Raw genomic sequence first — 23,122 nt, forward strand, 5'->3', positions numbered from 1 at the left:
TTTTGGGGGTCGCAACCGGCGCTGTGCTCCCCTAAGTCGGGGTGCAATGAACGCGCCGCTGTACAACACCAAGATCCTCCGGCTCGCCGCCGAGATCCCCTTTCACGAGCGGCTGGCCGAGCCCGCCGCGAGCGTCGAGAAGCGTTCGCCGGTGTGCGGGAGCCGCGTTACCGTCGATATCGAACTAGACGACCAAGGCAGGGTTGCCGCGGTGGGGATGCTGGTGCGGGCATGCGCGCTCGGCCAGGCTTCGGCCTCGCTGATGGGCGCGCATGTCGTCGGGCGCACCGCCGACGAGATCGCCGGCGCGCGCGACCAGCTGACCGCGTGGCTGGCAGGCGAGCGCGATGCGCCGCCCGACTGGCCGGGGATGGAGATTTTCGCGCCGGCGCTGGCGCATCGCGGGCGCCATGCTTCGATCCGGCTGGCCTTCGAGGCGGCGGCGCAGGCCGCGGCCGAGGCGCGGGGCTGATGGAGCCGCAATCGGGACTTTCGCTGCTCCATGACGGCGTGCCGTTGCTCGGCTTCGCGCTGATCTTCGTACTGATCTTCCGCCGGCTCGGGCTCGGCGCCACTCTGGGCTTCCTCGTTGCGGGCGCAGTCGTCGGACCACAAGTCCTCGGGCTGGTCGGCGACGCCGAGAGCAAGCTGGGCATCGCCGAGCTCGGCATCGCATTGCTGCTGTTCCTCGTCGGGCTCGAGCTGAGCCCGTCGCGGCTGTTGCGGATGCGCCATGACATCTTCGGACTCGGTCTGCTGCAGGTCACCTTGTGCGGGCTGGCGATCACCGGGATCGTGTGGGCGGCGGCGAACAGTTCGCTTGCCGCAGCGCTTGCGCTCGGGCTGCCGCTTGCGCTCTCCTCGACCGCGCAGGTGCTGCCGCTGCTGCAATCGGCCGGGCGGATGCGCACGCCGTTCGGCGAGCGCGCGTTTGCGATCCTGCTGTTCCAGGACCTGTCGATCGTCCCGCTGATCACCATCGTCGCAGCGATGTCGCGCAATCCCGCAGATCTAAACGGGCCGCCGGGCTGGCTGCTGGGACTGTACACGGTTGGCGCGATCGTCGGGTTGATCCTGGCGGGGCGCTATTTGCTGCGGCCGCTGTTCCGGCTGATCGGCAATCTCGGCGAGCGCGAGATGTTCGTATTCGCCGGACTGTTCACCGTGACGGCGAGCGCGGCGATCATGGAATGGCTCGGCCTGTCGGCGGCCCTGGGAGCGTTCATCGCCGGCGTGATGCTGGCGGACTCGCCGTATCGGCACGAGCTCGAGGCCGATGTCGAGCCGTTCCGCGCGATCCTGCTCGGGCTGTTCTTCCTCGCGGTCGGGATGACGCTCGACCTCCATGCCATTGCCGAGCGGCCGCTGTTCGTCGCGGGGATGGCGCTGGCGCTGATCGCGGCGAAGGCCGTGCTGATCATGGGGCTGGGGCTGCTGTTCGGGATGAAGCGGCGCTCTGCCTTCGCGCTCGGCGTGCTGCTCAGCCAGGGCGGCGAGTTCGGCTTCGTGCTGTTCGCCCAGGCGCAATCGGCGATGCTGATCACCGGCGAGGCGGCGAGCATCTTCGGTGCGATCGTGACTCTGTCGATGGCGACCACGCCGTTCCTGATGATGGCGACCCAGCGGCTGCGCGCCGAGCCCGAGCCGAGTTCGGAGGGGATGGACGGGCCGCAGGAAGAGGGGTCGAACGCGGTGGTGGTCGGCTATGGCCGCTTCGGCCAGACCGTGGCGCAGATGCTGATCGGGCAGGGCATCCCGGTGACGATCGTCGACACCGACGTCGAGATGATCGAGACCGCCAACAGCTTCGGGATGAAGGTCTATTATGGCGACGGCACGCGGACCGACATTCTGCGCCAGGCGGGCGCAGCCGACGCCGAATTGCTGATGTTCTGCCAGGACGGCGACGGGCTCGACACCGAGGCGCTGGAAGGCATCCACCACGCTTTCCCCAAGGCGACGATCTTCGTGCGGGCGTATGACCGGCGCAGCGTGATGAAGATGAAGGGCGCGCCGATCGCCGGCGCGGTGCGCGAGCTGCTCGAGAGCGCGATCGTGATGGCGCGCCGCGCGATGGGCGCGGTGGGCGTCACCCAGCAGGAGATCGACAAGACCGAGGCCGAGTATCGCCGCCGCGACTTCGAGCGGCTCAAGCTCCAGCGCGAGACCGGCGACATCCGCGCCGGGATCGACGGCATGCTCACCCATGCCTCGCAGGCTGCGGCGGCCGAAGCCGATCTGGAGCGCAAGTGAGGCTGTTGACGGCGCTCGCCGCGCTATCGGGCGCGATCGCCGTGGCGGCGGGGGCGTTCGGCGCGCACGGCGTGGAGGGGCAGGCGGCGGAATGGCTGCGGACCGGCGGACAGTATCAGCTGATCCACGTGGTGGCGGCCTTGGTCGCGGTGCGGATGGGCGCGCGCGGCCCGGCATGGCTGTTCGTCGGCGGCGCGGCGGTGTTTGCCGCGACGCTGTATTTGATGGCGCTGGGACTGCCGCGCTGGCTGGGCGCGGTGACGCCGATCGGCGGCTTGGGACTCATTGCCGGGTGGCTGTGGCTCGCTTTTTCGGCGGCCCGCAAACCCGACTGAGGTGGGCCTCGACGCTGCGATTCGTCGGCATTTGTCGGTTTTGCGCTTCTGGAACGTCTGGAAAGGGCCACGTGCGTGCCTGCCCGTTGGTCTTCAGGATCCAGATGCCGCTTTACCATTTCCGCATCCACGACGGCATGCACGAGATCGCGCCGACGACCGAGGATCTCGCCGGTATCGAAGTCGCGCGCGAGCGGGCGATGGGGCTGCTGGCCGATCTGTTGCGCTGGAGCCCGGCCAGCATCTGGGCCGGCAACGACGTACGTGTCGAAGTGTCCGACGGCGACAAGCTCGTACTGTTTGAGCTGTTCGCCTTCGCCAGCGTCAGCTCGGCCGGAGCAGCTGCGGGGGCCGGCGACTAGTCCACCGGCACGAAGGCAAGGTGCTGGAAGTCGTAGCTGAAGTCGGCGAGCGGCGAGAGCGGCTTCATCGTCACGCCGGTGACCTTGCCGTTCGCCACCACGAACGTGACCGTCGCGTCCTCGCCGGCGCCCCTGGGGAAGCGCGTACGGAAGGTGTCCGGGCCCCAGGGCTCGAGCGCGCTCTTGAACGCCGGGGTCGGCAGGAAGTCGATATGCAGCCCCTTGCCGCGCCGGGCGACCAGGATGTCGCCGTACCAGGGATCGCGGTAGCGCCCGGCATAAGCGGCCAGCGGCAGGCTGAGGCTGCCGGCCGGGGCCTTGTCGAGCCCGTCGCTGCCGAGCTCGGCGAGCGCGGCGTCCTGCTGGGTCTTCACGCGGACCTGCATCGCGGCGACCCAATCGAAGGCGGGGGCGCCGATGATATGGTCGAGCAGGGCGTTGCGGATGCCGCTCGAGACCCCGTCCTCGGTGTTCGACAGTACGACGACCGCGGCCTGGCGCGCCGGGAGCATCGCGGTCTGGGTGACCTGGCCGGTGAGCCCGCCCGAATGGTGGACCAGCCGCTCGCCGCGATAGTCCTGGACGAACCAGCCGAGCGCATAGGTCTGGGTGACGCCGCGCGCCGGCCAGGCGTCGCTGGGGCCGTCCGAGGAGGCGACGATCGTCTGAGGCTTCCACAATTCGGCCTGCTGGGCGGGGCTCCACAGTGCGCGGCCGTCGGGGAGCTTGCCGCCGGCGAGCTGGAGCTGGAGCCACTTGGCGACGTCGCCGATGCTGGCATTGATCCCGCCGGCGGCGTCGACCATGAGCCCTTCGTCGGGCTCGACGACCTCCATCTTGCCCATCCCGCGCACCGGCGGGCCGAGCCGGGCATGGCGGCCGGCGACGTCGGTGGTGTTGAGGAAGCGCAATGCGGGGACCGAGTCGGTCATGCCGATCGGGCGGAGGAGACGCTCCGTAACGAAGGCGTGCCACGGCTTGCCCGCGAGCCGCTCGATCAGGATGCCGGCGACGACGTAGAGGATGTTGTCATAGGCGTACCCAGTGCGGAAGCCGCGCTCGGCGGCGAGGAAGGGCAGGGCCTTGAGCGCATCGCTGGGCGGGCGCTCGGTGTAGGGGAACTGCATCAGGTCGCCAGCGCCGAGCGCGAGGCCGCTATTGTGGACGAGCAGGTCGCGCACGGTCATCAGCTCGGTGACGCGCGGATCGTGCATGTGGAATTCGGGGAGGTAGTCATTGACCGGCTTGTCCCAGGCGACCTTGCCCTCCTCGACCAGCATCGCGAGCGAAGCCGCGGTGAAAGCCTTCGAGTTCGACGCGATGCCGAAGCGAGTGTGGACGCCGACGGGGGCGGGCTTGCCGAGGGTGCGGACGCCGTACCCCTTGAGATAGGCCGGCTGGCCTGGGCGGATCACTGCGACGGCGATGCCGGGGGTTTCGAACGCCGCCATGAAGCGCGCGACGATTCCGTCGATCGCGGGATCGGCGGGGGTGTTGTCCTGCGCGGAGGCGAAGCCGGGGAGGGCGGCGGTGCCGATGCCGGCGAGCGACAAAGCGAGCGCCTGGCGGCGGTTGAGATGCAGGCCGGTCATGAAGGGTCCCCCGAGGTTTTGGGGGAGCTTAGGGCGAAAAGCGTTCCGGACAACTCCCTTCCCCAGACAATCGTCATCCCGGCGAAAGCCGGGGTCCAGAGTCACAGGCTACGCTGCTTTGGCTCTGGGCCCCGGCTTTCGCCGGGGTGACGGCAGTGAGGTTACTCGCCGACGATCTTGGCGATCTGCGCGGCGGTGACCGGGTGATAGGTCGGGCGTGCCTCCGTGAAGAAGCGCTTGGCGATCGGCTTGCCCCAATCGCCTTGCTGGATCAGCCCTTCGTAGATCGGGTGGATGAGCAGGCCGCGACCGACGCTGGTGACGAAGGCGCGAATCGACGGAAGAGCAGGATCGTAGCGATTGGCGATGGCGAGTTCGGCCCAGGCCGAGCGGACATAGGCGTTGGTCGAGCGCGACAGGCCGAGGGATTCGTCGAGTTCCTTCAGTCGCGCGGGAGCCTGCTGGCGGGGCAGGCCACCCAGGAAGCGCAGCCATTGCTGGGTTGCCCAGCCCTTGGTGTCGACTGCGGATACCGGGCCGCCCGCCTTTACCGCGGCGAGCTGGGCGTCGATCCGGGCGAGGGTCGGCGACTGGACGTGGACGGCGTTCTCGGGGAGGCCGGGCTGATAGGTCCAGCGATCGAGCTGGAGCTGGTCTTCGAGCACGCTGTCGCCCTTGATCAGATTGGCGCGGATGTCGGCGAGGAAGCCGGCGCTGGTCTGCGGCTGGAAAGCGTGGCGGTCGAAATAGGAGCGGAGATATGCGTCGAAGCGCGTACGGCCGACGGCGCGCTCGATCGTGCGCAGGAAGGTCGAGCCCTTGAAATAATCGAGCTGGCCGGCGGTGGCGCCGGGATCGCCGTGGAGTCGCGTGGTCGGCGCGGACTGGCCGCCCGCTTCGGCGATGTCCTTGTTGAGGCCGTCCCAGTCGAGATCGGCGTACATCGCGGCGCGCTCGGGGCCGTAGACCGCTTCCATGATGCGGTTCTCGAAATAGGTGGTGAAGCCCTCGTTGAGCCACGAGTCCGACCAGGTCGCGTTGGTGACGAGATTGCCCGACCAGCTGTGCGCGAGCTCGTGCGCGACGACGTCGGTGTTCGAGCGGTCGCCGGTGACGATCGTCGGAGTGAGGAAGGTGAGCGTCGGATTCTCCATCCCCCCGAACGGGAAGCTCGGCGGCAATACGAGCATGTCGTAGCGGCCCCAGCGATAGGGGCCGTAGAGCGCCTCGGCGGCATGGATCATCTTCTCGACATCGCCGACTTCGTACGCCGCGCCGTCGAGCTGGCTCGGCTCGGTCCAGACGCCCGAGCGCGGGCCCGTTGCCTTGAACGCGAGGTCGCCGACCGCGAGCGCGATCAGATAGGGGGGGACGGGCTTGTCCATGAAGAAGCGGTAGCTGTGCTTGCCGTTGGCCGCGGGGACGCCCGCAGCGCCGTCGCGGCGCTCGCCGCTCATTACTGCGACGAGATCGGCGGGAACGGTGATCTTCGCGTCCCAGGTCTGGCGGATGCCGGGGCCGTCCTGGGTGGGGATCCAGCTGCGATTGTTGATCGGCTGGCCCTGGCTGAACAGATAGGGCCTGGTCTTGCCGGCGGTGAGCGCGGGGGCGAGCCATTGCAGCGCGGAGGCGCCGGGTTTGCTGGCATAGGCGATGGTGACGCGGCGCGCGCCGTCCAGTTGTACGGTGAGCGCCGAGCCGAGCTCGGCGTCGCGCGGGCCGATGGCGAAGGCGAGCTTGCGGCCGCGCGCGTCGGTGATCGATGCAATAGCGAGATCGTCGACATCGAGGACGATTTCCTTCGCGCTCTTGGCGGCGAGGATATCGAGCACGGCCTTGCCGGACATCGTCTTCGCGGCGAAGTCTGCGGTGAGGTCGAGGCTGACATGCGTGACGCGTGCGATCTCGGGCCGGGCATGGGTCCCCACGTCCTTCGCCTCGGGGGTGGTGAGGATCGGGGCGGGCTTGGCCTGCTGGGCGAAAGCGGGGGCGGCGAGGGCAGTCAGCGAGACGGCCGCGAGAGCGGTGAGGATGCGCATGCAGCGCTGCTATGCCGATCGCGGCTGAACGGCAACTGAGTGGCGACCATTCCTCCCTCGCGAAGCGGGGGAGGTGGCATGCGCAGCATGCCGGAGGGGTTTGGCCGCAGGCGACGCGCTTGGGGAGAGGCCCCCTCCGTCGCCTTCGGCGCCACCTCCCCCGCTGCGCGAGGGAGGATTTTTGCTATCGCTGTTCGTCCAGGAAGGCTTCTACGTCCTTCAGGTCCACCGTCTTGTCGAGGAAGGTCTTCCCGATCCCCCGGGCGAGGAGGAACGGCAGCGTCCCCGCCGCCATCTTCTTGTCGTGGAGCATGTGCTCGACCAGCCTTGCGCCCGAGGCGGCGATGCCGGCGGCGGCGAGGCCGTCGGGGAGGCCGACCGCGCGGAGATGCGCGGCGACTCGCTCGGCTTCCTGGCCGGGGCAGAGGCCGAGGCGCGCCGAATAAGCGAAGGCCAGCGCCATCCCCGCAGCGACGCCTTCGCCGTGAAGCAGCCTGTCGGAGAAGCCGGTCTCGGCTTCGAGCGCGTGGCCGAAAGTGTGGCCGAGATTGAGCAAGGCGCGCTTGCCGGTGGTCTCGCGCTCATCTTCGCCGACGATGCGGGCCTTTGCGGCGACCGAATGCGAGATCGCATATTCGCGGGGCTGCGAGTCGCCGGAGAGCAAGGCGGCAGCGTTGGCCTCACACCATTCGAAGAAAGCGAAATCGTCGATCAGGCCGTATTTGACGACTTCGGCATAGCCGGCGCGGAGCTGGCGCGGCGGGAGCGTGTCGAGCACTTGCGGGTCGATGAGCGCCAATGCGGGCTGGTGGAAGGCGCCGATCAGATTCTTGCCGGCGCCGCTGTTGATCGCGGTCTTGCCGCCGACCGAGCTGTCGACCTGGGCGAGCAGGGTGGTGGGGATCTGGACGAAGTTGCAGCCGCGCTTGAGGATCGCGCTCGCGAAACCGACGAGATCGCCGATCACCCCGCCGCCCAATGCGATGACATGGTCGCTGCGCTCGACTCCAAGATCGAGCAGCCGATCGGTGAGCGCTTCGAGCTGGGCCCAGCTCTTGGTCGATTCGCCGGGGGGCAGGATGATCGCCTCGCTGGCGATGCCTGCGCCGGTGAGGCTGGCCTGCAGCGTCGCGAGGTGGGGCAGGAGATTTTCGTCGGTGACAATCGGCATCGTGCGGCCGCGTGCGAGCGCGGCGAGCGCTTCGCCGGCGCGGGCGAGCAGCCCCGCTTCGATGCGGACGTCGTAGCTGCGGTCGCCCAACGCGACGGGGACGGTGTTCAAGTGCGGATCGCCTTCAGGATTTCGTCGACAGTGGTGTCGTGCGGAGCGACGACGCTCTGCACGCGGATCGGGGCGAGCGCATAGAAAGGATTTCTTAGCGCGGCCAGTTCGGCGAGGATTTCCTCCGGGTCGCGGCCGCGGAGCAAAGGGCGGGTGTCGCGGCGGCGGACGCGATCGGCGAGCACCGAGGGCTCGGCATCGAGCCAGATTGCGATCGACTGGTCGAGGATCAGGTCGCGCGTATCCGGGTTGATGAACGCGCCGCCGCCGGTGGCGATCACCTTGGGGGTGCCGTCGATCAGCCGCGCGATGACGCGGCGCTCGCCGTCGCGGAAATAGGGTTCGCCGAATTTCTCGAAGATATCGGAGATGCTCATCCCCGCCGCCGCCTCGATCTCGTGATCGGCATCGACGAAGGGCAGGCGCAGGCGCTGGGCGAGGCGGCGGCCGACCGTGGTCTTGCCGGCGCCCATCAGCCCGACCAGCACGATCGGCTTGCCCTTCCAGGGCCAGTCTTGGGCATGCGCTTGCAACATTGTCGGGGGGCTATACAGCGAGGGCGGGTCTCGGGCAAAAGGCCCGCGCATTTCTCCTATTTACGGACCGTTATATGTCCCGCTCGCTTGTCGCGCTCCTTGTCGTCCTCCTCGTTGTGGTCGGGGGAATCATATTCCTCTCGACGCGCAGCTCCGAAAAGGAGCCGGTCCGCATGGAGAAGGTGGTCCCGCTTGATAACCTCACGAACTAAGGTTTCGCGGATCGGGCTGGCGGCTTTGCTGCTCGCCGGCGTGGGCGTGCCCGCGCTGGGGCAGGACACGCCCGAATCGCTGCTGCCGCCGGGGTTCGACGACCCCGCACCGACGCCTGCGCCTTCGCCCGGACCCTCGGCGGCGCCGACGCGCGCTGCCGATCCGCTGGCGCCGGTGGTGGGGGTGGCGCTTCCGGCAGATACCGCGCTCGGCAATGCCGCTGCCGGCGAGCCGGTGTCCGAGGTGCCGATCGACCTGTCCAAATACGAGCTGCCCGAATTCGCCAAGCATTCGCTCGATCGGGTGGGTGCGTTCGCGGCGGGGAATGCGGCGTTCCCTGCGGATTCGTTCGGCTCCAGCGACGGGCGTTTCCTGCAAGTTTTGATGCGGCGAATGAACGCGCCGGTCGCATCGCGCTGGGCGTCGATCGTGCTGCGGCGGGCACTGATGTCGCCGCTCGATACGCCGGCGGGGGTGAATGGCGCGGATTTCGCCGCCGACCGCGCCTGGGCGCTGCTGCGGATGGGCGAGGCCAATGCGGCGCGCGGCGTGATCGAGGACGTCGACACCGACAATTATACGCCCTGGCTCTATCAGGTGGCGATGCAGGCGGCGCTGGCGAACGGCGACCCGGCGGCTTTGTGCCCGATCGCCGACAAGGGAGCGGCGGCGATCGCGCAGCGCGGCTGGGCGCTTGCGCAGGCGATGTGCCTGGGGCTCGCCGGCAAACCCAACGAAGCGGGGCAATCGTTCAATCGCGCGCGTTCGGGGACGAGCCCGTCGGACATCGACAATCTGCTCGCCGAGAAAGTACTCGGCACCGGAGCGCAGGGGCGCCGGGCAGTGACGATCGAGTGGAACCCGGTGAGCCAGCTGACCGCGTGGCGCTGGGGACTGGCTACCGCGACGGGCGTCGAAGTGCCGGCCGATCTCTATCAAAGCGTCGGACCGCAGGTGCGCTATTGGCAGGCGCTCGCCCCGAACATCGATCCGGTGGCGCGCGTGGCTTCGGCCGAGTTGGCGGCGACGGCGGGGGTGTTTTCCAATGCCGGGCTGGTCGATCTCTATTCGGAGATCGAGCAGGGCGGCGATTCGGGCGCGGCGCAGACCGTCGCGCGCGACTTGCGCACCGCATATACCGACGGCGATGTCGGCACGCGGATCAAGGCGCTGCGAACTTTGTGGGATGCCGCGAGCACCCCGCGCATGCGCTATGCCCGGCTGATCCTGACCGCGCGCGCGGCTTCGTGGATTCCGGCGAGCGACAAGGTGGAGGATGCCGACCGGCTGATCGCGTCGATGCTGTCGTCGGGTTACGACGCGGCGGCGCACGAATGGCGTGGGGTGGTCAAGCGTGGCGGCGAGGGCTGGGCGTTGCTTGCGCTGGCCGACGCTGGCGGCGCGGGGGTCACGGCGGGCGAGGTCACCGGGTTTGGCGATGCGGGATCGCGGCGCAAGGCGCAGATGCTGCTTGCCGGGCTTGCCGGGCTCGGGCGGATGCGCTCGAGCGAGGCGCAGAATGCGGCGGCTTCGCTAGATGTGGAGATCGGCGGGGTCAATAGCTGGACGCAGGCGATCGACGCCGCCGGGCAGCGCGGCGATGCCGCGACGGTGGCGCTGCTCGCGGGCGTGGGCATGCAATCGGTCAGCTGGGACTATGTCGCACCCGAAGCGCTGTTCCACATCGTCGCGGCGATGCGCGCGGCGGGGATGGTCAATTATGCGCGGATGATCGCCGTGGAGGCGGTCACGCGGTCGGCTTGACCGAGTCTGCCGACCGCGCGCTGATCGAGCGCTTTCTCGAGATGATGCAGGCCGAGGCGGGCGCGGCGGGGAACACCCTTGCAGCCTATGGCACCGACTTGCGGCTGGCGTCCGAGTTGCTCGAGGGGCGGCTCGGCGAGGCGGCGGCGAGCGATATCGAGCGGCTCGCGGGCGAATGGCAGGCGCTGGCGCGATCGACCGTGGCGCGCAAGGCAGCAGCGCTGCGGCGGTTCTTCGCGTTCCTCGCCGACGAGGGGCTGCGCAAGGACGATCCGAGCGCCGCCCTCCCACGGCCGGGCACGACGCGCGCGCTGCCCAGGGTGCTGAGCGTCGAGGATATCGACGCCATGTTCGCCGTGATAGCGGTGCGGCAGGCGCGGGTGCCGCTCGATCCGCTCGATCTCAGGCTCGCGGCGCTGATCGAACTGCTCTACGGATCGGGGCTGCGCGCGACCGAATTGATGTCGCTGCCGCGCAACGCAGTGGCGCCCGACCGGCCGTATCTGATCCTCAAGGGCAAGGGCGGGCGCGAGCGGCTGGTGCCGATTTCGGACCGCGCGCGGGCGGCGGTGGCGGCGTGGCGCGAACATGTCGCGACCGGACGGCCATGGCTGTTTCCTTCGGGCAAGGGGCATCTTTCGCGGGTGCGGCTCTACCAATTGGTCCGCGCGCTCGCGGCGGAGGCGGGGATTCCGCCCGACCGGGTGAGCCCGCACGTGCTGCGCCACGCCTTTGCGACGCACCTGCTGGAGGGCGGCGCGGACCTGCGCGCGCTGCAGGCGATGCTGGGCCATGCCGATATCGCGACGACAGAGATCTACACGCATGTCGACAGCAAGCGGCTGGTCGAACTGGTCAACCAGCGGCACCCGCTGGGCGAGGCGCTGGGTGCCAAGCGGCCCACCACCCGTTCGTCCTGAGCTTGTCGGAGGGCATTTTTCGCAGGCGCACGGCCAGACTAGAGCGGCGCTTCGACAGGCTCAGCGCGAACGGGAATGTGGCGGGTGTCGCCGCCGCGCGCGTTGACGCGAAGCCCGACGCATCCTAACCGCGAGCCGATGGCAACCTTCCTCGACTTCGAGAAACCGATCGCCGAGCTGCAGAGCCGGATCGACGAACTGCGCCGCACCGCCGAGGGTGGCGCGGTCGATATCCAGGCCGAGATCGCACCGCTCCAGGCCAAGGCCGAGCGGCTGCTGCAGGAGACCTATGCCAAGCTGTCACCGTGGCAGAAGACGCAGGTCGCTCGGCATCCCGAGCGGCCGCACTTCAAGCATTATGTCGCGGGGCTGATCGAGGATTTCACCCCGCTGGGCGGCGACCGTGCCTTTGCCGACGACAATGCGATCATCGGCGGGCTCGGGCGCTTCCGCGGCCGCCGGGTGATGGTGATCGGCCATGAGAAAGGCGACGACACCACCAGCCGGCTCAAGCACAATTTCGGGATGGGCAAGCCCGAGGGCTATCGCAAGGCGATCCGGCTGATGCGGCTCGCCGACAAGTTCCGGCTGCCGGTGCTGACGCTGGTCGACACTTCGGGCGCTTTCCCGGGCGTCCAGGCCGAGGAGCGCGGCCAGGCCGAAGCGATCGCGCGCTCGACCGAGATGTGCCTCAATCTGGGGGTCCCGCTGGTCGCGACGATCCTTGGCGAGGGGGGCTCGGGCGGCGCCGTCGCGCTAGCGGCGGGCAACCAGGTGCTGATGATGGAGCACGCAGTCTATTCGGTGATCTCGCCCGAGGGCTGCGCATCGATCCTGTGGCGCACCGCCGACAAGGCGGCCGATGCCGCCGAGGCGATGAAGGTGACGGCGCAGCATCTCAAGGAGCTGAAGGTGATCGACGGGATCATCGCCGAGCCGCTGGGCGGGGCGCATCGCGACCCCGGCGCGGCAGTGCAGGCGCTGGGCGATGCGGTGGAGGCGGCGCTGGACGGGCTCGACGGGCTTGCACCCGAGGCATTGCGCCAGGCGCGGCGCGCCAAGTTCCTCGCGATGGGCCGGGTCTGAGCGCTGCCGCAAAGATAAAGGGCGGCGAAACCGAGGTTCCACCGCCCTTTCTGAACTCGGCCGAATGAGGACTAGGTAGCCTTCATGTTCGACGTGACGTTGCCGAAGGTCGTGTTGAGCTGGTTGCCCAGGCCCTGCATCGCGGCAATCGCAGCGACCGCAATGAGGGCGGCAATGAGGCCGTACTCGATTGCGGTGGCGCCCTTGGTATTCTTCAGAAACTTGCGGATCATCGATACTCTCCCACAGGAACGATGGCGAGCGCGAGCGGCGCAGCCCTCGTTCCATATGCGGAATGAATCTCAATAAAACATGAACATGCGCAACTCTGCAGGTATTCTCACATGAAAAAGGGCGGCGAAACCGAGGTTCCACCGCCCTTATATTCTTCAGTCGCGTGAAGACTAGGTAGCCTTCATGTTCGACGTGACGTTGCCGAAGGTCTTGTTGAGCTGATTGCCCAGACCCTGCATCGCGGCAATTGCGGCGACAGCGATGAGAGCGGCGATCAGGCCATACTCGATCGCGGTGGCGCCCTTGGAATTCTTAACGAAGTTGCGAATCTTCTGCATAACCGGTCTCCAACGTTCAGGAAGTACTTCAATCACCCGGCCGGCCCGGATACCCGGTACGGCATCACCGGTCCTACGCGGGGGAAGTAAAGAAACGCCTAAATCGGACAACTACTTAGCCGTTAACCCTGCTCTCCGGCGGTCTGCACTTTGGTGCTGACACGGTCCCAGATACCGCTGGTCACTTGCCCGAGCGCGAGCAACGCGGCCATGATGGCGAGCACGATCAGCGCGCAGATCAGGCCATATTCGACTGCCGTCGCCGCTTTCGAATCGCGGATCAGGCGCTGGAACGTCTCGACAAGGGCTCGCATAACGCCCGCTTCTCCCCCACAGGATTTGGCGGACATAAACGAGGAGCGTTAACGAAGTGTCGAGTGCCGTTTCCGGATTATTGCTGGTGGTGGCGGTCGCGCTCGTCGACCGGAAAGGGCGCGTGCTGGTCCAGCAGCGACCACCAGGGAAGCCGATGGCGGGGCTGTGGGAATTTCCCGGCGGCAAGGTCGAGCCGGCCGAGACGCCCGAGGCGGCGCTGGCGCGCGAGCTGGCGGAGGAGCTGGGGATCCAGGTCGCGACCGAGTCGCTGGTGCCGCTGGCGTTTGCGAGCGAGGGGCTGGGCGCGCGGCATCTGCTGCTGCTGCTCTATGTTGCGCGAAACTGGCAGGGAACGCCCGAGCCGCGGCACGCCAGCGCGCTGCAATGGGTGCGTCCGGGTGAGATGCGCGGGCTGGCGATGCCGCCGGCGGACGTGCCGCTGGTCGATGCGCTGGAGCAGCTGCTCGACGGCACCAATCGGGCGCGTGACTCTAATCCGGCCGCGGCTTGAGCGCATCCGCAAGCGACGCGGTCGCGCTGCCGGGACGCGCAGCCTTGGGCTGCGACGGATCGGGCGCCCAGCCGGTGAGATAGACGATCTCGAAGCGTTCGGGGGTGCGGCCGTCGGGCTCGGCGCGATCGGCGAAGGCGGCGGATGCACGTACCAGCGTGTCGCGAGTGAGCGGCGCAGGATTCGGGAGCAGGTTGGTCGCGGCCATGCCGCGCAGGTCGCGCAGCAGATTGGGCAGCCCGGCATAGCGCACCATTAGAGTCTCGACGTCGGAAACCGGCAGCGCGAAGCCGGCACGGGATAGCAAGTCCCCACCGGCGCGCACATCGATCTGCGGGTGGAAGCGCGCGGACGGGCGATCGGACTCGGCCTCGCGCAGGCAGCTGCGCAGCGTGGCGAGCGTGCCGGCGCCAGCAAAGGCCGCAAGGAACAGCCCGTCGGGGCGCAGCACGCGACGGGCGAGGGCGAGCGCGCCGGGCACGTCGTTGACTTGATCGAGCGCGCCGACCGAGACCACCAGATCAAATGACGAATCGGCGAAAGGGAGGCGGTCCTCGTCGGCCTGGACCCCGCCGGCGGCCTTCGCGAATCCGAAGCCGGCATCGAGGCGGGCGATACGCGCGCCCGGGATTTCCATGTCACCCGAGAAGCTGCCGAGGTCGAGCACGTCGTGGAACTCGCGTTTCACGGCGTCGAGGCGTTCGAGCAGCCCTTCCAGCATATGCTCGCGCAGGAAGGCGAAGCCGGCATAATCGGGGGCGGCGCGATCGCGGCGGCGGCGGCGCAGCGCGCGGGCGAAGATTTCGGAGTTTTCGGAGTCGGGCACGGCCGGCTTGTGCAGCGTGGCCGCGCCCGCGACAAGGAGCGACATGGCTGCGCTCGCTTCCCTTGCCCGGCTCGCCGACCTCGCACTGCCACCGCGCTGCCCGGGCTGCGGCGTGGTCACGGCGGCGGACCACCGCTTCTGCGCTGCGTGCTGGGGAAGCCTGCGCTTCCTCGGGCCGCCATGGTGTGCCCGCTGCCAGCTGCCGTTCGAATTCGACCGCGGGGAAGGTGCACTGTGCGGCGAGTGCCTTGCCGAGCCGCCGCCGCATGACGGGGTGCGGGCGGCGGTGGCTTACGGCGATGTCGCGCGCGACGTTGCGCTCAAGCTCAAATATTCGGGGAGACTGGCCTGCGCGCAGACGATGGCCCGGGCGATGGTGCGGCTGATGCCCGATGGCGCCGAGCTGCTGGTGCCAGTTCCGCTCCACCGGTGGCGGATATGGTCGCGGGGGTTCAATCAGGCGGCGCTGATTGCCGCGGCGCTTTCGCGGGCAACCGGCGTGCCCGCCGATATGGAGCTGGTGCGACGGGTCAAGGCGACTCCGGTGCTGCGCGGGCTGGGCCCCCACGGCCGCGCCAAGGCGGTGGTGGGGGCCTTTGCGCTGGCGAAAGACGCGAAGGCCAGGATCAGCGGCAAGGCCGTGGTGCTGGTCGACGATGTCCATACCAGCGGCGCGACCGCTAGCGCCTGCGCCCGCGTGCTGAAGCGCGGCGGCGCGGACAAAGTGATCCTTCTGTGCTGGGCGCGCGTTCTGGAAGACGAGGCGCTGGATTGACAAGCGCCGCCCGGGTCCACAATTCGAGGCGATGATGGCCAAGATCGAAATCTACACCAAGGCATTCTGCCCGTATTGCACGCGCGCCAAGGCGCTGCTCGACTTCAAGCGAGTCGAATATGAGGAAATCGACATCAGCATGGGCGGGCCGCGGCGCCAGGAGATGCTGCAGCGCGCCAGGGGCCGCACCACCGTGCCGCAGGTGTTCATCGACGGAAAGCATATCGGTGGATCGGACGATCTCGCCGCGCTCGAGCATCAGGGCGGGCTGGACCCGCTACTGAGCGCATGAAGGCGGCGCTGCTCCAGATGACCAGCGGGATCGACCCCGCGGCGAATGCGCGCGTGCTGGTCGAGGGTGTGGAGCAGGCGAAGGCGAGTGGAGCGGCGATGCTGTTCACCCCCGAAATGTCCGGACTGCTCGATCGTGACCGCGATCGGGCGGCCGGATCGCTGACCCGGGAGGAGGACGATCGCGTGCTGACTTCCGTGCGCGAGGCAGCGGCGAAGCGGGGCATGTGGGTGCATCTGGGTAGCCTGGCGGTGCTGCGCGAAGACGGCAAGCTCGCCAATCGTGGTTTCGTGATCGACGACACCGGGGCGATCCGGGCGCGCTATGACAAGATGCATTTGTTCGACGTAGATCTCCCGACCGGCGAGAGCTGGCGCGAATCGAACAGCTATGCGCCGGGCGAGCGGGCAGTGACGGTGCAGACGCCGCTCGGCGTGCTCGGCCTCGCGATTTGCTATGATCTGCGCTTTCCCGACCTGTTCCGCGCGCTGAGCGATGCCGGCGCGACCTTGCTGGCGGTGCCGGCGGCGTTCACTCGGCCGACCGGCGCGGCGCACTGGCATGTGCTGCTGCGCGCGCGGGCGATCGAGGCGGGGGCGTTCGTGATCGCAGCTGCGCAGACCGGCATGCACGAGGACGGACGCGCGACTTATGGCCATTCGCTGGTTGCGGATCCGTGGGGCGAGCTGCTGCTCGACATGGGCGAGCCGGCAGGTGTGGGCTTTGCCGAGATCGACTCGGCGCGCACCGAGGCAGCGCGCAGCCGGGTGCCGGTGCTCCGCCATCGCCGCGCGATCCCGCCGGTCGAGGCGTTTTGATCGTCTTCGACCTTCGATGCGGCGAAGGGCATGTCTTCGAAGCGTGGTTCGGCTCGAGCGCGTCCTATGCCGAGCAGCAGGCGGCGGGGCTCGTCGCCTGCCCGGTCTGCCAGAGCGATGACGTCACCAAGGCGGTGATGGCGCCCAATATCGGGGCAAAGGGCAATCGCGGCACCGCCACGCCGGCACCCACGCCTGCTGCCGGGGCACCGCCGCCCGAAGTGGTGAAGGCGGCGATGGAGATGATTGCCTCGGCGCAGGCCAAGATGCTCGCCAAGTCGCAATGGGTGGGCGCGGCGTTTGCCGACAAGGCACGTGCGATGCATCTGGGCGAGGAGCCGAACGCGCAGATCCATGGCCAGGCGACCGCCGAGCAAGCGCAGGAGCTGGTCGACGAGGGCGTGCCGGTCGCGCCCTTGCTCGTGCCGGTGGTGCCGCCCGAGCAGTGCAATTGACCCTTGGTGCGGCGCTGGGTACCAGCGGCGGCGTGGCCCGGTAGCTCAGCAGGATAGAGCAAGCGATTCCTAATCGAGAGGTCGGAGGTTCGAATCCTCTCCGGGTCACCATTCGCATTAACGCCGGCATGGCAACGGCGGCGGGGGCTGCTATAGGCGCGCCCCACGCCCGCCGCATTTGCTTGGCAGGCGACAGGCTTCACTTGCCAAGGAACGACCGTGAGCGACCGCGCCGAAACCTTCGAGATCATCAAGACCCAGATCGAGCCGTTCAACAAAAAGGGCGTCGCGCTGAGCGACGGCACCACCTTCGCGGGCGATCTCGAATGGGACAGCCTGACGGTGATGGATTTCGTCGCGGCGATCGAGGACGAGTTCGACATCCTCATCACAATGAACATGCAGGCCGAGATCGAGACCGTCGGCCAGCTCGTCGACGCGGTGCAGAAGCTGAAGGGCTGAGATGACCGACGCCATCCAGACTGCCGACGCGCTGCCCGAGAACCCCGACGCAGTCGCTCCCGAGCGCGACCTGATGAGCAAGTTCGACGGGCTCATCGCCGAGCGCCAGGCACTGATCGACACCGGCGTCACCGATCCGTTCGCGATCGTGATGGACCAGGTCAAGTCGCCGACCGAAGCGGTGATCAAGGGCAAGGACACGATCCTGCTCGGCACCTACAACTACATGGGCATGACCTTCGACCCGGACGTGATCCAGGCGGGCAAGGACGCGCTCGACCAGTTCGGCTCGGGCACCAATGGCAGCCGCATGCTCAACGGCACCTTCCGCGACCATATCGAAGTCGAGGAAGCGCTGCGCGAATTCTACGGCACCACCGGCGCGATCGTGTTCTCGACCGGATACATGGCCAATCTCGGGATGATCTCGACGCTGGCGGGGAAGGGCGAGTATGTCATCCTCGACGCCGACAGCCATGCCTCGATCTACGACGGCTGCAAGCAGGGCTATGCCGACATCGTTCGCTTCCGCCACAATGATGTCGCCGATCTCGACAAGCGGCTCGGCCGGCTGCCCAAGGAGGCGGGCAAATTGGTGGTGCTCGAGGGCGTCTATTCGATGCTCGGCGACGTCGCACCGCTCAAGGAGATGGTCGCCGTCGCCAAGAAGCACGGGGCGATGGTGCTCAGCGACGAGGCGCATTCGATGGGCTTTTACGGCCCCAATGGCCGCGGCGTCTATGAGGCGCAGGGGTGTGAAGACGATGTCGACTTCGTTGTTGGCACTTTCTCCAAATCGGTCGGTACGGTCGGCGGCTTCTGCGTGTCGAACCACCCCAAGTTCGAGGCGATCCGGCTGGCGTGCCGGCCCTATATCTTCACGGCATCGCTGCCGCCTTCGGTGGTCGCCACTGCGGCGATGTCGATCCGCAAGCTCCGCCACGCCCACAACAAGCGCCAGCACCTCTGGGAGAATGCCCGGACATTGCACGGCGGGCTCAAGGCGATGGGGTTCCGCCTCGGCACCGAAAATCCGGACAGTGCGATCATCGCCGTCATTCTGGAGGATCAGGCGCAGGCAGTGATGATGTGGCAGACGCTGCTGGAAGACGGGCTCTATGTGAACATGGCCCGCCCGCCCGCGACGCCGGCGGGGACCTATCTGCTGCGCTGCTCGCTTTGCGCCGAGCATAGCAGTGAGCAAGTGGAACGAATCCTGAAAATGTTCCGCAGCGCGGGCCAAAGCGTGGGCGCGATCGGCTGAGCCGAAAGGATTGGCTTCCTTCCATCGCCAAGGCCCCCTAAATTCAATATATGAATGAGGGGCAAGGCATAGCACTGGAGCGGGTTCGTCGGGAGACGAATTGGCGGCTGCTGTTGCTGGGACTGCTGGCTCTGCTCGGACTGGGCGTCCTCGCGGCGATCATCGTGCTTCAGCAGCGCACCGATCAGGAGCGCGATCGCGCCGTAGCGCGGCAGCAGCATACCTACGAAGTCGTCATCCGCGCCAACCAGCTTTCGGGGGCGATCTCGGCGGCCGAGGCGGCGTTGGGGCGCTATGTGGTCAGTGCCGACAGGACGCTGGGACAGCAATATTCGAGCCAATGGGCGCGCGCCGGCGAGCAATTGACCCGGCTGCAGCAACTCACCCGCGACAGCCCACGCCAACAGGCGCAGATCGCGCAATTGCGCCGGGCGTTCGAAGCCCGCGGCCGCGAACTGGCGGAGACCGCGCTCTATTCGACCTACAAGCGCCACCAGGACGCCTGGGGCAGCTATTACCGGGTTCGGCAGAGCCCCGCGCGGCAGAATGTCGAGATGCTGCTCACCCGTGTCGTCGACAGCGAGCGCCTGCTGCTGCGTGATCGGACGCGCGCCGCCGGCGACCTGATCGACAATTCGAGTTTCGCGTCGCGCATCCTCATGCTGTTCGGCGTGATGATCGTCGTCGGCGCGGTGCTGATGGGCTGGCTGGCGATCGCCGCCGAAGGCCAGCGCGCCGCGGCCGATGCCGAGGCGACTGCGCAGCGCGAACGCGCCGCCGAGCTCCAACTCGCGGTGGACGCGGCAACGGCGGACCTGCGCGCCGAAGCGCACGAGCGCGCGCATGCCGAGGCGCAGCTCCGCCAGGTCCAGAAGATGGAGGCGGTGGGCCAGCTCACCGGTGGCATCGCCCATGATTTCAACAATATGCTGGCGGTCGTTCTCGGCGGGCTCGAACTCGCCAAGCGGCATATTCACCATGGTGGCCCCGATGCGCAGATGCACATCGAGAACGCGATGGAGGGCGCCAATCGCGCCGCGGCGCTGACTCGGCGGCTGCTGGCCTTTTCGCGCTCCGAACCGCTGCTTCCCGAGGCAGTGGCGGGCGGCGCGCTGATCGCGGGTATGTCCGATCTGCTCGATCGCACGCTGGGCGACACGATTGCAGTGAAGACGCGCGACGCCGGCGTGGGCTGGACGGTCTGGGTCGATCGTCACCAGCTCGAAAATGCGCTGCTCAACCTCGCGGTCAATGCGCGCGACGCGATGGAAGGGCGGGGGACGCTGACCATCGCCACCGGCGGCAGCACGCTTGCCGCCGATGAGGTCGGCGAATGCCCGGCCGGCGACTATGTCACGATCAGCGTGACCGATACCGGCTGCGGCATGTCGAGCGAAGTCGCCGACCGGGTGTTCGAACCGTTCTTCACGACCAAGCCGGTGGGCAAGGGGACCGGACTCGGGCTCAGCCAGATCTTCGGATTCGTCCGCCAATCGGGTGGCGAGATCGCGATCGATACCGCGCCCGGCAAGGGTACGACGGTGACGCTCTATCTGCCGCGCCATCTTGGCGAACCGGCCAGCGCAGGGGCGGACGCGCCGGTTCCGATCGCCGCGGCGATAGAGGGTCAGGCCTCAAGTCGCAGCTTCGACATACTCGTCGTCGAGGACGATCCACGCGTGCTCACCGCTACGGTCGGCGCGCTGCAGGAACTGGGCCATCGCGTGACTTCGTGTCCCGACCCGCTGGCGGCACCGGCGACGGTTGCTTCGATGTCGTCGCTCGACCTGATCCTGTCCGACGTGCTGATGCCGGGCAAGACGGGGCCCGAGATGGTCGCCGAACTCGGCGAGCGGCTGGACGGCGTCGCGGTGCTGTTCGTCACCGGTTTCGCCGGCGAGGCCGATGCCGATTTGTTCGGCGGACGCGCGGTGCTGCGCAAGCCGTTCACGATGGCATCGCTGGGACGCGCGGTCGACGAAGCGATCGAGTTCGAAGCGCGCCGCGCGGCACAGCAGGCCGCTTAGAGTTGATTCCACTGAGGTGTCCGTTCCCCTGCGAACGGATCAATTGAAATGGGACCGGCCTAGCGTCGACTTCCGTTAAATTGACCCATCCAGGCCGTTCGCCCTGAGCTTGTCGAAGGGCGATGCCGCCAGCGGTCCATGCGTGGATAGCCGCCCTTCGACAGGGTCAGGGCGAACGGGAAAAGCACCGATTCCGTCAATATGAAATCGACCCTAGCCGCCCCTGGCTATCGAATGGCGCAGCTGGGTGATCGCGATCTCGCGGGCGCGGTCGCGGGGGAGGTCGACGGCGCGGGCCATCGGGCCGCCGAGCAGCGCGTCGCCCAGCGCCATCAGGGTGAGCTGGAGCGTCTCCTCGCGCAGCATCTGCGCATCGGTGGCGTCGGCGCTGATCTCGTCGACGAGCCGGTGGATCGCCTCAAGGATGGGATCGAGCGCGTCTTCATTGCCGTTGAGGATCATCCAGCTCGCCAGCGCGCCGGCGCCGCCCTTGCCGAACGCGTCGAAGGTGAGGTGGACGACTTCGCAGGGATCATTGTCGGCGCTGCGCGTGCGCAACACCGCCGCGCCGATCTCGGCAGTGACGGTCTCGGCGATGTTCGCCGCGAGCGCCTTTTGCAGTCCCGCAGCGGAGCCGAAATGGTGGAGCAGATTGGCATGGGTGCGGCCGATCCGCGCCGCGACTGCCTTCAGCGTGACGGCCTGCGGACCCGATTCGAGCAGCAGCGCACGCGCGGCCTCGATTGCGGCGTCGCGCGATTCTTCGGGAGACAGACGTCTGCGTGCACTCGATGCCATCGGCGGAAATTTACTCTTGCCCCGGGGTCGCCCGGCTTAGGCGAGGACGCGCAGCGACGAAAGCGCGGAATGCCGGGAGCATACCGCGATTCGGGACGGGTTGCGCAGGCGACGCCGGCGGCGTGATCGTGTCACGCCGCCATGCGAGCTCGCGGGTCGTTGTCTACGGTGCCGGCTTCGGCAAGGTCGAGCGCATAACGCGCCGAGGGCAATGCGACTCCGCGACCGCGCGAATAGACCTGCGTCACCCGGCCGGTGGGCCGGAAGCCGAGCTTGCGCAGCACGCGGCCCGAAGCCGGGTTGTCGAGAAAGTGGCCGGCGCCGACGTGGCGGATTCCCGCAGCGCGGGCGGCGCGGAGCACCGCCGCGCCCGCTTCGGTGGCATAGCCGCGGCCCCAGGCATCGGGGGTGAGCCAATAACCGAAGTCGTGCGCTTCCTTTTCGAACGGGCCGATGCCGATGCCGCCGATCAGCCGTGCCGGGCCGCCCTGGTGCTCGAAGATCAGGAATTTGGGCTCGGCAGGCGCCTCGAAGCTCGAGGTGAAGGTTTCCGCTGCCTCTAGCGTATAGGGCCAGGGCGCGCGGGCAAGGTTGCGCACCACGGTTTCATGCCCGATCGCGCGGGCGAGCTCGACGGCGTCCTCGCGCCAGCCGGGCCGTAACGTCAGTCTTTGCGTACGCACGAACATGACCAGTCTCCTCGGTCTTGCGGTGCCCCTGGCGCGTCACTGTGACAGCCAGTTTGCAGCCGCATTTCGTGGGAGCAATAAAAAAGGGAGCCGGGGTGGCCCGTCTCCCTTTTCAGCTGGTCCGTTCGCCGGACCCGGGCCACCCTGGTGGGCAACCCGTCCGGTTACCCGATGTTATTCGGCTGCTTCCGCAATCATGTCTACCGAGCAGAATTTGCGACCGAGCTTGCCGACCTTGAACGCCACGCGGCCGTCGGTAAGCGCGAACAGGGTGTGATCCTTGCCCATGCCGACATTGACGCCCGGATAGATCTTGGTGCCGCGCTGGCGCACGATGATGTTGCCCGCGATCACGGCTTCGCTGCCGAACTTCTTGACGCCGAGACGACGGCCTGCCGAATCGCGACCGTTGCGCGAAGAGCCGCCTGCTTTCTTATGTGCCATTTGCTATACTCCTCGAACTTACGCTTATGCTTCGGCGGCCGGAGCTTCCGCCGGGGCGGGAGCAGCGTCGGCCTTCTTGGCGCGGGCGGGCTTCTTCTCTTCCTGCGCACCGATCGCGGTGATCTTCAGGATCGTGTGCTGCTGGCGATGGCCGTTCTTCCGGCGATAATTGTGCCTACGGCGCTTCTTGAAGACGATGACCTTGTCCGCCTTCGCCTGCGCGAGGATTTCGGCCGACACGGTCAGCCCCTCGACCGACTGCAGGTCCGAGCCTTCGCCGGCGAGCAGGATGTCGGTGAGCGAGATCGACGAACCCGCCTCGCCCTCGAGCTTCTCGACGACGATCTTGTCTCCGGCGGCGACGCGATACTGCTTGCCGCCCGTGCGCACGATAGCGAACATGGGTCTCTTCTCTAACAAAAGCATGTGCCCGCCAAGGAATGCCCCGGCAGGAGGAAGGGCGCAGCTAAGGGAAGAGGGTGCGCAAGTCAA

General features: G+C 67.8%; 27 protein-coding genes and 1 tRNA gene. 16 read left to right on the forward strand and 12 right to left on the reverse strand.

What is annotated here, in order from left to right; all coding sequences use genetic code 11:
• Positions 1 to 46 precede the first annotated feature (46 nt).
• The 4 genes from E5A73_RS14975 to E5A73_RS14990 all read left to right on the forward strand — a co-directional run bounded on the left by E5A73_RS14975 (position 47) and on the right by E5A73_RS14990 (position 2,950).
• Complete coding sequence (locus E5A73_RS14975) at positions 47 to 472, forward strand: iron-sulfur cluster assembly scaffold protein (RefSeq protein ID WP_135964660.1); 426 nt, start codon at positions 47 to 49, stop codon at positions 470 to 472.
• Positions 472 to 2,253, forward strand: a complete 1,782-nt coding sequence (locus E5A73_RS14980) for a cation:proton antiporter domain-containing protein (RefSeq protein ID WP_135964661.1) — start codon at positions 472 to 474, stop codon at positions 2,251 to 2,253. The genes E5A73_RS14975 and E5A73_RS14980 overlap by 1 nt, the downstream gene beginning before the upstream one ends.
• 2 nt (positions 2,254 to 2,255) lie before the next feature.
• Positions 2,256 to 2,588 carry a DUF423 domain-containing protein gene (locus E5A73_RS14985; protein WP_168355966.1) on the forward strand — a complete coding sequence of 111 codons (333 nt, stop codon included), beginning with the start codon at positions 2,256 to 2,258 and terminating at the stop codon, positions 2,586 to 2,588.
• Positions 2,589 to 2,692: 104 nt separating this feature from the next.
• The gene (locus tag E5A73_RS14990) at positions 2,693 to 2,950 is read left to right on the forward strand and encodes a DUF6894 family protein (protein ID WP_168355946.1); all 258 of its coding nucleotides are present in this window, start codon (positions 2,693 to 2,695) and stop codon (positions 2,948 to 2,950) included.
• Here E5A73_RS14990 and E5A73_RS14995 read toward each other — a convergent pair.
• The 4 genes from E5A73_RS14995 to E5A73_RS15010 form a co-directional block, all read right to left on the reverse strand.
• Positions 2,947 to 4,542, reverse strand: coding sequence for a serine hydrolase (locus E5A73_RS14995; RefSeq protein ID WP_135964664.1), 1,596 nt, complete (start codon positions 4,540 to 4,542; stop codon positions 2,947 to 2,949). The two genes, E5A73_RS14990 and E5A73_RS14995, sit on opposite strands and share 4 nt — an antisense overlap.
• Positions 4,543 to 4,703: 161 nt before the next feature.
• A complete protein-coding gene (locus E5A73_RS15000; RefSeq protein ID WP_135964665.1) occupies positions 4,704 to 6,581 on the reverse strand; it encodes a M1 family metallopeptidase in 1,878 nt (625 codons plus the stop codon).
• A gap of 184 nt (positions 6,582 to 6,765) precedes the next feature.
• On the reverse strand, positions 6,766 to 7,863 hold the full coding sequence (gene aroB / locus E5A73_RS15005) for a 3-dehydroquinate synthase (RefSeq protein WP_135964666.1): 1,098 nt from the start codon (positions 7,861 to 7,863) through the stop codon (positions 6,766 to 6,768).
• The gene (locus E5A73_RS15010; RefSeq protein WP_135964667.1) at positions 7,860 to 8,399 is read right to left on the reverse strand and encodes a shikimate kinase; all 540 of its coding nucleotides are present in this window, start codon (positions 8,397 to 8,399) and stop codon (positions 7,860 to 7,862) included. Before E5A73_RS15010 ends, aroB begins: the two co-directional genes overlap by 4 nt.
• 192 nt (positions 8,400 to 8,591) lie before the next feature.
• Here E5A73_RS15010 and E5A73_RS15015 point away from each other — a divergent pair, with 192 nt between their 5' ends.
• The 3 genes from E5A73_RS15015 (at position 8,592) to E5A73_RS15025 (ending at position 12,382) form a co-directional block, all read left to right on the forward strand.
• Positions 8,592 to 10,376, forward strand: a complete 1,785-nt coding sequence (locus E5A73_RS15015; RefSeq protein ID WP_240700213.1) for a hypothetical protein — start codon at positions 8,592 to 8,594, stop codon at positions 10,374 to 10,376.
• Positions 10,373 to 11,296, forward strand: a complete 924-nt coding sequence (locus tag E5A73_RS15020; RefSeq protein WP_276605813.1) for a tyrosine recombinase — start codon at positions 10,373 to 10,375, stop codon at positions 11,294 to 11,296. The genes E5A73_RS15015 and E5A73_RS15020 overlap by 4 nt, the downstream gene beginning before the upstream one ends.
• Before the next feature lie 138 nt (positions 11,297 to 11,434).
• Complete coding sequence (locus E5A73_RS15025) at positions 11,435 to 12,382, forward strand: acetyl-CoA carboxylase carboxyltransferase subunit alpha (protein WP_135964668.1); 948 nt, start codon at positions 11,435 to 11,437, stop codon at positions 12,380 to 12,382.
• Positions 12,383 to 12,453: 71 nt separating this feature from the next.
• Here E5A73_RS15025 and E5A73_RS15030 read toward each other — a convergent pair whose 3' ends face one another.
• The 3 genes from E5A73_RS15030 to E5A73_RS15040 form a co-directional block, all read right to left on the reverse strand.
• A complete protein-coding gene (locus E5A73_RS15030; RefSeq protein WP_135964669.1) occupies positions 12,454 to 12,615 on the reverse strand; it encodes a Flp family type IVb pilin in 162 nt (53 codons plus the stop codon).
• A gap of 171 nt (positions 12,616 to 12,786) precedes the next feature.
• Positions 12,787 to 12,954, reverse strand: coding sequence for a Flp family type IVb pilin (locus tag E5A73_RS15035; protein WP_077507757.1), 168 nt, complete (start codon positions 12,952 to 12,954; stop codon positions 12,787 to 12,789).
• Positions 12,955 to 13,076: 122 nt separating this feature from the next.
• Positions 13,077 to 13,268, reverse strand: a complete 192-nt coding sequence (locus E5A73_RS15040; RefSeq protein ID WP_135964670.1) for a Flp family type IVb pilin — start codon at positions 13,266 to 13,268, stop codon at positions 13,077 to 13,079.
• 56 nt (positions 13,269 to 13,324) lie between these two features.
• Between E5A73_RS15040 and E5A73_RS15045 the strand changes: the two genes are divergently transcribed.
• Complete coding sequence (locus E5A73_RS15045) at positions 13,325 to 13,780, forward strand: (deoxy)nucleoside triphosphate pyrophosphohydrolase (RefSeq protein ID WP_240700214.1); 456 nt, start codon at positions 13,325 to 13,327, stop codon at positions 13,778 to 13,780.
• Here E5A73_RS15045 and E5A73_RS15050 read toward each other — a convergent pair.
• A complete protein-coding gene (locus tag E5A73_RS15050; protein WP_135964671.1) occupies positions 13,761 to 14,651 on the reverse strand; it encodes a class I SAM-dependent methyltransferase in 891 nt (296 codons plus the stop codon). The genes E5A73_RS15045 and E5A73_RS15050 overlap by 20 nt on opposite strands.
• Here E5A73_RS15050 and E5A73_RS15055 point away from each other — a divergent pair.
• The 8 genes from E5A73_RS15055 to E5A73_RS15090 all read left to right on the forward strand — a co-directional run bounded on the left by E5A73_RS15055 (position 14,650) and on the right by E5A73_RS15090 (position 20,699).
• Complete coding sequence (locus E5A73_RS15055) at positions 14,650 to 15,381, forward strand: ComF family protein (RefSeq protein WP_135964672.1); 732 nt, start codon at positions 14,650 to 14,652, stop codon at positions 15,379 to 15,381. The genes E5A73_RS15050 and E5A73_RS15055 overlap by 2 nt on opposite strands.
• A gap of 34 nt (positions 15,382 to 15,415) precedes the next feature.
• Positions 15,416 to 15,673, forward strand: a complete 258-nt coding sequence (grxC, locus tag E5A73_RS15060; RefSeq protein WP_135964673.1) for a glutaredoxin 3 — start codon at positions 15,416 to 15,418, stop codon at positions 15,671 to 15,673.
• Complete coding sequence (locus E5A73_RS15065; RefSeq protein WP_135964674.1) at positions 15,670 to 16,491, forward strand: carbon-nitrogen hydrolase family protein; 822 nt, start codon at positions 15,670 to 15,672, stop codon at positions 16,489 to 16,491. The genes grxC and E5A73_RS15065 overlap by 4 nt, the downstream gene beginning before the upstream one ends.
• Complete coding sequence (locus E5A73_RS15070) at positions 16,488 to 16,946, forward strand: DUF1178 family protein (RefSeq protein ID WP_135964675.1); 459 nt, start codon at positions 16,488 to 16,490, stop codon at positions 16,944 to 16,946. Before E5A73_RS15065 ends, E5A73_RS15070 begins: the two co-directional genes overlap by 4 nt.
• 34 nt (positions 16,947 to 16,980) lie before the next feature.
• Positions 16,981 to 17,057: transfer RNA gene (locus tag E5A73_RS15075), tRNA-Arg, on the forward strand.
• Between the two features lie 108 nt (positions 17,058 to 17,165).
• Positions 17,166 to 17,408, forward strand: a complete 243-nt coding sequence (locus E5A73_RS15080; protein ID WP_135964676.1) for an acyl carrier protein — start codon at positions 17,166 to 17,168, stop codon at positions 17,406 to 17,408.
• A 1-nt stretch (position 17,409) separates the two neighbouring features.
• A complete protein-coding gene (gene spt / locus E5A73_RS15085) occupies positions 17,410 to 18,672 on the forward strand; it encodes a serine palmitoyltransferase (protein WP_135964677.1) in 1,263 nt (420 codons plus the stop codon).
• A 50-nt stretch (positions 18,673 to 18,722) separates the two neighbouring features.
• Positions 18,723 to 20,699, forward strand: coding sequence for an ATP-binding protein (locus tag E5A73_RS15090; RefSeq protein WP_135964678.1), 1,977 nt, complete (start codon positions 18,723 to 18,725; stop codon positions 20,697 to 20,699).
• 213 nt (positions 20,700 to 20,912) lie between these two features.
• Here the strand turns inward: E5A73_RS15090 and E5A73_RS15095 are convergent, their stop codons facing one another.
• From E5A73_RS15095 to rplU, 4 genes are all read right to left on the reverse strand, one after another.
• Positions 20,913 to 21,497, reverse strand: a complete 585-nt coding sequence (locus E5A73_RS15095; RefSeq protein WP_135964679.1) for a TetR/AcrR family transcriptional regulator — start codon at positions 21,495 to 21,497, stop codon at positions 20,913 to 20,915.
• A 131-nt stretch (positions 21,498 to 21,628) separates the two neighbouring features.
• The gene (locus tag E5A73_RS15100) at positions 21,629 to 22,186 is read right to left on the reverse strand and encodes a GNAT family N-acetyltransferase (protein WP_206366511.1); all 558 of its coding nucleotides are present in this window, start codon (positions 22,184 to 22,186) and stop codon (positions 21,629 to 21,631) included.
• 174 nt (positions 22,187 to 22,360) lie between these two features.
• A complete protein-coding gene (rpmA, locus tag E5A73_RS15105) occupies positions 22,361 to 22,630 on the reverse strand; it encodes a 50S ribosomal protein L27 (RefSeq protein WP_135964680.1) in 270 nt (89 codons plus the stop codon).
• 24 nt (positions 22,631 to 22,654) lie between these two features.
• Complete coding sequence (rplU, locus tag E5A73_RS15110; RefSeq protein WP_135964681.1) at positions 22,655 to 23,032, reverse strand: 50S ribosomal protein L21; 378 nt, start codon at positions 23,030 to 23,032, stop codon at positions 22,655 to 22,657.
• Between the last annotated feature and the right edge of the window lie 90 nt (positions 23,033 to 23,122).

The organism is Sphingomonas gei (assembly GCF_004792685.1).
In the GTDB taxonomy this organism is placed as follows: Bacteria; Pseudomonadota; Alphaproteobacteria; order Sphingomonadales; family Sphingomonadaceae; genus Sphingomonas; species Sphingomonas gei.